The sequence below is a fragment of the Azospirillum sp. TSO5 genome, assembly GCF_003116065.1.
Classification (GTDB): Bacteria; Pseudomonadota; Alphaproteobacteria; order Azospirillales; family Azospirillaceae; genus Azospirillum.
Genome location: NZ_LGQY01000078.1, coordinates 1 through 9,016, shown reverse-complemented (window position 1 = coordinate 9,016; position 9,016 = coordinate 1). Strand labels below are relative to the sequence as shown.

Genomic DNA, 9,016 nt, shown 5'->3' with positions numbered 1-9,016 from the left:
ATGGAGGCGTTGCCGAGCCAATTTGCGGAGGGCTGACGTGCCGTGTAGAAGGGCGCCCCGTTGTTCCGAATGCTGCGCCCACCATGCCCTTCAAGCACAATGCTGCCCGCCGCCACCGCATCCCCAAGATGCGATTTACGCTGACGAATTGATCCTCATACGAAGCGGAGCTGCGCCGACGCGGCAGCCTGACCTTCTGGGTCGATGAGATCGAGCTCGCGAATGTGCTCTTCCGTCGCGAAGACCTGATGATCCAGGCGTCCGAGATACTCCTGGATCGCGCGCGCTTTCAGCGGCGATTCGACTGCGACCAGCGTGGCGGGGCCAAGCCGCACGCCGCCGGTGACCGTGACCCCAGCCTCCGCGCGCATAGGCGGCCGAGCGCTTCGCCGGTGCCGATGCGGCCCTGCACGGCGCGCTCACGTACGTGTGCTGCACGAAGAGTTCCAGCATTATGACCTGATCCACGCGTTGTTCGACAAACGCGTCGAAACCGTCCACGACGACATTCTGGGAAGCTACAATCCCCGGCCGAACGGCGCCCGCGATTCCGAAAGCCGGATTGAGATTTTTTGGGGTGTGGTCGGCTTGTTCGCCCAGGTTCTCGGTGCGCCGCTCGAGCCCGTCACGGCTGTCGTACTCGCCCATGAGCTGGCGCATGCCTATACGCACGCCGGACTCGACATCGACGGGGTGAGATGGGAGGCCAATGATTTCCGCCGGAGCGAGTTGGCGATCGTGGAGGGACTAGCTCAGTATTACGCCGAGCGCGCGTGGACGAGCGGGATGATTTGAGCGACTTGGTCGTGCGGGATCCGGCGATCTTGTCCGGCACGCCAGTCTTCCGCGGCACCCGGATCCCGGTCTACGACGTCGCTGCCTCGGCCGAGAAGGGGCTGCCGATTGAGCGGATCCTCCGCGCCTATCCCGAGCTGACGGAACGCCATATCGATTGGGCCTGCCGGTGGGCGACGGCCAATCCTTCCGTGGAAGGCCCTAGGGTCCGGACTCATAACCAGTATGCGACGGTTGCCACGATGTGGACGGCGGCCATGAAGTTGGTTGCGGAGCGGTCGTAACGGGTGGCGATGCGCCAGAAGTCCTTGAGGCGTCCGAACATGCGCTCGATGATGTTGCGGTTCCGGTAGAGGTAGGGAGAGAAGCAGTTTTTCCAGCGCTTGTTGGCGCGTGGCGGGATGTTGGGCGCGGCTCCCGCCTCTTCGATCTTCCGGCGAACAGCGGCGCTGTCGTATCCCTTGTCGCCGTGCAGGAGATCGGTGGCGGGCATCCGGTCGAGCAGGCGGTCGGCGGCGGTGCAGTCGGCAACCTGACCGCCGGTCAACAGGAAGGCGAGCGGCCGACCGCGCGGATCGCTCAGGGCGTGGATTTTGGTGGTTCTCCCACCTCGGGACCGTCCGATAGCCTGGGCGTGCTCCCCCTTTCCCGCCGCTCGCCGAACGATGGGCGCGGACCGCCGTGGAGTCGATCATCACCTGGGCCGGTGGGCCACCCGCCGCCGCCAAGGCCTGGAATATGTCCTCCCACACGCCCTTGGCCGCCCAGCGGACAAAGCGGTTGTAGAGCGTCTTGCGGGGACCGTAGACCGGTGGAGCATCTGCCCAGCGCCCGCCCGACTTCAGCACATGGACGATTCCGCTGATCACACGGCGATCGTCCACGCGCAGCTTGCCTCGGGTGTCGCGCGGAAGGTGCGGCTCAAGCCGCCCGAATTGCTCCACCGTCAACCAGAACTGACCGTCGCTCATCGCAAAGCCCCTTTCCAGCGCGTTGAATCACAACGGCTCCCTGACGGAAAGGCTCTCTATGGGTCTGGACCCTAAGAAGACGATCGGCCCCGCGGATCCGGACGCGGTGACGGCGAAGCGCGTGCGGCGCCGGGGCCGAGCGGGATAGGGCGGCGCCGCGCACCTGGGTCGGAGAAGACTCCCTCAGGCGGGCGGGAAAGGCTCCATCAGGCGTGCCCCGCGAACCGTCCGCTAATCGGGTAAACAGACGGTTGGCCGGCAACTCCCGGCCTGCTAGGCTCCGCCAGTAGGCCCACAACCAATCGGGGAGAGGGAGCATGCTGCAGCGCGTGGTGTGCTGGTTGGAGACGCCGATCGCCGAGCGGCCCTTCGCCGGGCGCCGGCCAGCCGATCTGCTCGACACCCCCGAGGCCGCTGCCGTGCTCTCCCGCCTGCGCGCCTAGCTCGACGCGGCGGACGGGCGCGTCAATCACCGGAGTGGCCGCGCGTGACCACCGATCCCAACACGCTCCTTCCCGTCGCGCTCGACCCGGCCCTACCGTCCGCGGATCTGGCGGCGCTGGTCGCCGACGCCCAGGCCTTTGTCCAGCGCGCCAAGGCCGCCAAGACCCGCACCACCTACCAGACAGGCTGGCGGCGATATGGCGCCTAGTGCGGCGACCATGGCCTCGATCCGCTGAGCCCGGATCTGCGGCAGCTGGTGCTGTTCGTCACCGCGTTGGCGCGCGATCTCAAGACCGCCTCGATCCGCACCTACCTGTCCGGGGTCGCTCACTATCTGCGCCAGGACGGGGTGCCGGTCGACCTCCAGCACAAGGCCATCGTCGAGGTGCTCGCCGGCGTCGCCAGCACCAAAGGCACCCGGCCAACCAAGGTGGCGCCGCTGCTGCCGGAGCTGATGCGTCCGGTGCTCGCCGCCCTGCCACCCAGCCCGCTCGGCGCCCGCGACGCCAGCCTGCTGCTCACCGGCCTGCACGGCGCCCTGCGCCGCTCCGAGATTGCCGCCCTTGATCGCGCCGATGTCGAGATCCAGCCGCGCGGGGTGTTGGTGACTCTGCGGCGCTCGAAGACCGACCAGGCTGGGGCGCGGCGCCGTGGTGCCGCTGGCGGCGGCACGGGAATCAACGGTGTGTCCGCGCGCTGCCCTGTTGCGGTGGCTTGCGGTGCGCGGCAACGACCCCGGTCCGCTCTATGTGCAGGCAACCCGGACCGGCGACCTGCGCGATGGTCTGCACCGGCTCTCCGACCGCGCTGTCGCCCGCATCGTGCAAAGCGCGTTGATCCGCGCCGGGTTTGAGGCCACCGGTTACGCCGGCCACAGCCTGCGTCGCGGCTTGACCACCGCCGCCGCCCAGAAGCAGCACACATTGGCCGCCATCATGAAGCAGACCCGCCACAAGTCGGCGGACATGGCGCTGTCCTACATCGCCGATGTGGAGGTCTGGTCCAGCGTTTCCGACGGCCTGTTCGACTGATCAGTAACGTTCCGATCAGCCCCGTTGCGCCACGCATAGATCGGTTTCGAGCTGGGCTTCCTCGTGTCACCAGACGAGGCTGAGGGTGGTGTGCTGGCCTATGCGACGAGTCAGTGCGGTCAGATGATAGCGGTTGGCGGCCTGTGGGGGCTGTTGTCAACCGGCAACGTGCTTGGTTGCGCTCACAACATCAGGAATTACCATCTGGGCCCTGATGATTGGTCTAGCGCTCAACTCACTTTCAACTCTACAAACATTATAATATCTGTAGAGATATTATTAGCGGCATCTTCTCATCGAATGGTTGCGAAAGCTCCTTCTGATTTGATACGCTTTTTAGGTAGGGCCTGCCACGAGACGAGCGACTCGTCGCCTCGTGCCAGATTTGACTGTCGAATCTAGGTGGTTTCTCGCTGTGATATTCGCCCTGACGGAAAACCCGTTCCACCTTCTCGGGACCTCAATCCGCGCGACACGCGAGGATGTCGTCGAGGCGTTTGAGAATGCCCTTGCCGAAGGCCATCATGGCGAGGAGGAGCTCCTTCGTGCCCAGCAGGCGCTAATGACGCCGAAGGCGCGTATCGCGGCAGAGGTGGGCTGGCTGCCTGGCCTTTCACCCTCAGCAGCACGAGATATCGCCGAGAAGCTCCGTGACGGCCGATGCGCCGAGCTTCTCTCAGCCTTGGCAGATCTCCCTGGGCTTGATCGCGCGAATCTGGCGGCCGACCTGTGCGCTCGCAGATCGGGGGGACCGAAGGCGGTCAGGGCCCTCCTGAGTGCGCACAGCGCGTTCACGACAATGTCCGTGATGTCTGTGCTGCAAAGCAACAGAGCGGCCGCAGGCCTGGGCAAGCCTGACACCGAGTTGCTTGACCACGCCATTACAGACCTTCAGCGGAAGCATGCAAAGGCGGCGCTCCAAGGCGTGATCGCCGACACTGATCCCGGAACCTGCATGACCACACTGGTCAAGGAGTTCCTGGACAGCGGTGACGCCAGTGCAAAGCTCCTGAATCTGCTTGCGCGCGAGTATGATGCTTGGTCTGAGCCTCATCTGTCGAGGATCTCCGACGCCATCAGGGACACCCTGGAAAAAGCACGGACGAGTCCACAGGACGACACCCACCACCGCCACCTAACGGCCCTTCTCCGCGACTGGGATCGGTTGAGTCAGCCGACACAGTTGCTCGAGCAGGCCAAGGGACTCGATGAACCTCGTTCGAAGAAGGTCCTGGCCGATGTGAGGGGGTTCTGTCTCTGGCTCGCTAACGAGAAGCAGCTATTCGAGCTGGCGCTTTCCATCACTCAGGCCCTACACGAAACCTTCGCCGAGTTGCCATCTGCCGCCATTCAGCTCAACGAGGACACGGAAGCCCTTGCGAAGCTGGCACGAGAAGCCCGTTTGGAAGCGGCCATGTCTCCGCTGCTCGCTGCGATCGAAACCGCGAAGGAGAGGATGTCCACATTTGTCGCCGACCTGAAAATGAATGGTTTCGGCCCCGGGGGGAGTGGACTCAGCGAGGCTTTATACAGCGCGTTTACCTCGGCCGTCAAACGCGTCGACGGCACGGATGCCGAGCATGCTCCTTGGAACATCATCCGGGAGCTTGCAATTGAGTTGAACAACAAGACGGAGAACCACTCCGCGGCTCTCATGCTGATCAACGGACTGTTGCAATGCACGGCGGTGCGATCTCCTCAAAGCATTAAAAGGAAGTTGAATGAAGATAAGCGAACCATTGAGCGAAACATCCTGTGGGACGAGCTCAATCGGACTGCGAGGTCGGGAAACACGGTGACAGCGCTTAGCGCCATCGATGCTCTACTGCCAGGGGCAAGCGTTGATGAGCGCCATTTTCTTCAAGATACGCGGAAGGCCCTGCAGAGCCGGCGACGCTCTCGAACCAGACGACGCCTCTTCTGGGCAGTTGCGGTCATCGCCGGTGTGGTGATCTTCGTCAACGCGAACTCGCCATCGGGACGGCGGCCGTCGTCTTCGGGTCCCTCGCTCTCAGCAACCCACACGCAAGCGCCACCCGTGGCTTCGCTTACAACGACACGCGATGACGGTGAGGAGGCTCCACCCGTTGGAACGGGCTTGGTTCTCTCCAAGAGACAGATCAGGTACTGCGTCTATCAGTCGGAGCGGTTGGACGTGTTGCGGGACCTGCCGATGTCGAACCCGGAGATCGACCGCTTCAACGCCCTGATTGTTGAACAGAACCAACGATGCGCAAATTTCCGCTATCGTGGCAGTGATCTTCAGTCGGTTCAGGCGGAAACCCCCCAGCAGCGGCTGACATTCCGGCGTGATGCCGAGAAAATCCTGGCGTCGTGGCGGCCGGCGCCCTCCCCGCCCGTGTATCGGCCCACTGAGCCAACAAGTGCCCTGCCATCAGAAACAAGCGCACGGCCAACGCTCGATCTCCGGACACGGGAGGGAGCAATCGCAGCACAGACACGGCTTCGCGAGCTTGGCTACTACAGCGGCGCCATCGACGGAAGCTGGGGACCGAGTTCGAGCCGGGCCTTAAAATCTTTTAAGGAAAACAATAGCCTTTTACCCAACGAGCAATGGGACGCCGAGACCGAGCGGGCCCTTCTGAGAAAGTGACGGTGATGGAAAGCAGGATCACAGCGGCCCTTGCCGTCGAATTCTGGAAACTGTTGCGTGCCTTCGAGCGAGCAGGAGAACGCCTGCCTCGAGAGCAAACGGCGCGTGCGGCGGCTCAGGCTAGGTTCTCTGCCTCGCGGCTCGAGGGGCTTCTACGGGAGGCTGGCTTGAGCTTGGTGCATCTCGACGGGCGTGAGTTCGAGCCGAGCCTTCCGGCGACTGCCATCAACATCGAAGATTTCGAAGGGGCGGAAAACCTGCTCGTCGATATGACGGTGGAACCGGCGGTTGTACAGGGCATGCAGGTCATTTTGATGGGGAAGGTCCTGCTCAAGCGGGAAGAAGGGGCACACGATGTATCTCGGGATTGATCTCGGCACCTCCAACTCTGCGATTGTCGGCACCGACGGTGCAGAAATCCGCCTCTTCAAAACGGCAGACGGGACCGACGTCCTGCCAAGCGTGATCAACATCAACAAGCTCGGGCATAAATTCGTCGGCAGTCGGGCCTATCAGCAGGCTCTGCTGTCGCCTGAGAATGTGGCCCAAGGCTTCAAGCGGTTGATGGGGACCTCCAGCCCTGTGAAGTTCAAGGCCGCCGACCTGGCCATGCTTCCGGAGGAGTGCAGCGCCGAGATTATTAGGACACTGTTGGGACAGGTAAGGACGGAGGCGGGAGACATCGAGATCGAGGGCACGGTCGTCACCATCCCAGCAGCTTTCAACCAGATGCAGTGTGAGGCCACGATCCGCGCGGCAGAGATGGCCGGCTTAGAAAGGGTCGGACTTCTTCAAGAGCCGATCGCCGCCGCGATGGCGTCCATGGCCCACGCGAAGAACAAGAATGGTCAGTTTCTGGTCTACGATCTGGGCGGAGGAACATTCGACGTCGCGCTGGTCCAGAGCGTCAACGGCACCGTGAGTGTGGTCGCTCATGAGGGCATCAACATGCTTGGGGGGCGGGATTTCGACCGCAATATCGTCAATTCGCTGGTTCGCCCCTGGCTGATCAATAACTTCAACCTTCCGCCGGACTTCCAGTCGGACAAACGCTTTTCACGCCTCATCGGCGTCGCTCGCGCCGCGGCAGAGAGGGCTAAGATCGAGTTGTCCTCGGCCGACCGCACGATCATCTTTGCGGGCGATGAGGATGTCCGAATCCAGGATCTCGACGGCACAGATGTCTACCTCGACGTTGAGATTACACGAAAGGACCTGGATGGGCTCACTTGCGATCATATCGACGCTACGATCGAGCTCTGCCGCAAAATCCTGCGGGAACACGGCTACAGCCATGAGGATATCGATCGGGTCGTCTTCATCGGTGGCCCATCCAAGATGCCCTGGGTCCGCTCGCGAGTTCCACAAGAGCTCGGGATTGCTGCAGATCTAAACACCGATCCAATGACAGCGGTGGCAGTGGGGGCCGCGATCTTTGCGGAGAGCCGGGACTGGAGCGGGAGCTCAAGCGCACGCAAGACTACCCGTGGGATGGAATCGTCGAGAGGAGCGGTTGAGATCCGCTACGACTTCCCGGCCCGGACCTCCGAGGACCGGGCACGCATTCGAGTCCGCCCGTCTTCGGCAATCGATGGGAAGGGGTTTACCCTCCAGGCCGAGGGTTCCGAAGGGGGGAACTCCGGCTTTCTTGCGATCACCTCGGATCTTGTGGTCCAGGTGCCGCTTCCAAAACGCGGCGAGAACGTGATTCGGATCACGGTGCTTGATCCCGCCGGCCGGCCGGTTGCGAGCGCCTCCACCCTCATTTCCATCACAAAGACGTTTGCGAGCGCCGCCGGAATCCCCGCGACACAGACCGTGTCCGTGAAGATCGTCGACAGTGCCGGCGGATCAGAACGGAACATGCTCGAGCCTCTGGTGGAAAAGGGGACCCTGCTTCCCGCAAAGGGCACGAAAACCTTCAAAGCAGCGCGCAGCATCACCGGTGGCGGTGAGGGCCACATCGACGTTGATCTCTACCAACAATCGCCGGGCGTGCCGGAACCCGAACTGAACCTTTTCGTCGGTTCATTCCGGATCGATGCCGAAAAGCATCTCGAGAAGGGTGAGACACTCCGCAGGGGCGAGGAGATCCTCATCCACTGGCACATGGACGACAATGGCCTCTTGAACAGCACCATCGAGATCCCGAGCATTGGACGCACGTTCGACACGGACAAGTTCTACGCCGACACCGCTGGGCACCAGAACTTCGACGGCCAGGATGGCGCAGCCCTCGCCTATTCGGTTCTCGCGGATGCCGAACGAGAGCTCGCCGCGGCGGAGCAGTCAATCGGGGCGTCGGCCGGAACGGTTCTCGACACGGTGCGGGCCAAGCTGCTGACCCAGCGCAACGAGCTGGCCCAGGCCCACGACGCGGATTCACGCAGATCCGTGACGGAGGAGGCGCGTGGCATGCGTCAGGAGCTGTCTCGGTTGCGTCATGCTCCCGAACACCGAGCGGCGATTCTTCGGCAGGAACTTGCGGAGGCAGAAAGGACCTTCAACGAGGACATCCGCGACGACGCGGATCCTCGCGTCTGCGAGACCTTCGATCGGCTGGCTTCCACGGTGCGCAGCGCAATATCGGCAAATGTATTGGACGATGCTGAGCGTGCTCTCAAGGCAATGGACGGGATCGTGTTCCGCGAACTCCTGAGCCAAATGCCCTATCTCATTCAATTCTTCATAAATCTCGCGGCTGAACGCTACCTGGCTGTGGACAAGGCTCTTCACGACCGCATCGTGGATGACGGCGAGACGGCAGCCGAGGCGCAGGACAGGGATGCTCTCCGGAAGGCGATCTCGCGTCTTTTCGACAATCGCTTCACCGTCGGAGGGGGCGACAAGGCGCTCAACACCGTGGCCAGCCTTATGCGTGGCTGAGCAGAAAGCCTGTGGGGGGGCTCAGCCATTCGGCTGTCGTGTGGATTGCCGTTCAATCTCGGCCAGCCCCCGTACTTGTTATCCCAGTGATTTGTGGAAGGAAGGCGCTTAGCAGATAGCCCTTCATCGGCATCTGTGTAGGGCCACCTTCCACAGAAATCCTTTATTAGGATCAATGGTATAGCCTGTCCATTCGTAAGCGTTGTGTGACGACACCTCCGACGTGATCGTGGTTCATGAAATATTCCGCTGGTCGCAGCTCAGCGGGGTAAGAG

Annotated in this window: 10 protein-coding genes; 8 read left to right on the top strand and 2 right to left on the bottom strand. The window is 62.5% G+C overall.

Annotated elements, in window-relative coordinates; genetic code table 11:
- Positions 1-155: 155 nt before the first annotated feature.
- On the bottom strand, positions 156-371 hold the full coding sequence (locus TSO5_RS20240) for a hypothetical protein (RefSeq protein WP_109153247.1): 216 nt from the start codon (positions 369-371) through the stop codon (positions 156-158).
- A 58-nt stretch (positions 372-429) separates the two neighbouring features.
- Between TSO5_RS20240 and TSO5_RS20235 the strand changes: the two genes are divergently transcribed.
- On the top strand, positions 430-795 hold the full coding sequence (locus TSO5_RS20235) for a hypothetical protein (RefSeq protein ID WP_109153246.1): 366 nt from the start codon (positions 430-432) through the stop codon (positions 793-795).
- Between the two features lie 214 nt (positions 796-1,009).
- On the opposite strand, the gene TSO5_RS20225 is transcribed toward TSO5_RS20235, so the two are convergent.
- A protein-coding gene (locus TSO5_RS20225; RefSeq protein ID WP_109153244.1) for an IS5 family transposase occupies positions 1,010-1,766 on the bottom strand; the annotation gives its coding sequence in 2 pieces (ribosomal slippage) (positions 1,010-1,433 and positions 1,432-1,766; 759 coding nt in all).
- A gap of 317 nt (positions 1,767-2,083) precedes the next feature.
- Between TSO5_RS20225 and TSO5_RS20220 the strand changes: the two genes are divergently transcribed.
- The 7 genes from TSO5_RS20220 to TSO5_RS20195 all read left to right on the top strand — a co-directional run bounded on the left by TSO5_RS20220 (position 2,084) and on the right by TSO5_RS20195 (position 8,741).
- Entirely contained in the window at positions 2,084-2,209 is a 126-nt protein-coding gene (locus TSO5_RS20220; protein ID WP_109153243.1) for an antitoxin Xre/MbcA/ParS toxin-binding domain-containing protein, read from the top strand.
- Positions 2,210-2,253: 44 nt separating this feature from the next.
- Positions 2,254-2,418, top strand: a complete 165-nt coding sequence (locus tag TSO5_RS32765) for a hypothetical protein (protein WP_158282463.1) — start codon at positions 2,254-2,256, stop codon at positions 2,416-2,418.
- 48 nt (positions 2,419-2,466) lie between these two features.
- Positions 2,467-3,063 carry a hypothetical protein gene (locus TSO5_RS32760; RefSeq protein WP_158282462.1) on the top strand — a complete coding sequence of 199 codons (597 nt, stop codon included), beginning with the start codon at positions 2,467-2,469 and terminating at the stop codon, positions 3,061-3,063.
- Positions 3,044-3,241, top strand: coding sequence for a hypothetical protein (locus TSO5_RS32755; RefSeq protein WP_158282461.1), 198 nt, complete (start codon positions 3,044-3,046; stop codon positions 3,239-3,241). Before TSO5_RS32760 ends, TSO5_RS32755 begins: the two co-directional genes overlap by 20 nt.
- Before the next feature lie 415 nt (positions 3,242-3,656).
- Complete coding sequence (locus TSO5_RS20205) at positions 3,657-5,855, top strand: peptidoglycan-binding domain-containing protein (RefSeq protein WP_146203817.1); 2,199 nt, start codon at positions 3,657-3,659, stop codon at positions 5,853-5,855.
- 5 nt (positions 5,856-5,860) lie between these two features.
- Positions 5,861-6,226: a hypothetical protein gene (locus TSO5_RS20200; protein ID WP_146203816.1), complete on the top strand. Its 366-nt coding sequence runs from the start codon at positions 5,861-5,863 to the stop codon at positions 6,224-6,226.
- Positions 6,210-8,741 carry an Hsp70 family protein gene (locus tag TSO5_RS20195; RefSeq protein WP_109153238.1) on the top strand — a complete coding sequence of 844 codons (2,532 nt, stop codon included), beginning with the start codon at positions 6,210-6,212 and terminating at the stop codon, positions 8,739-8,741. Before TSO5_RS20200 ends, TSO5_RS20195 begins: the two co-directional genes overlap by 17 nt.
- The last annotated feature ends 275 nt before the right edge of the window (positions 8,742-9,016 follow it).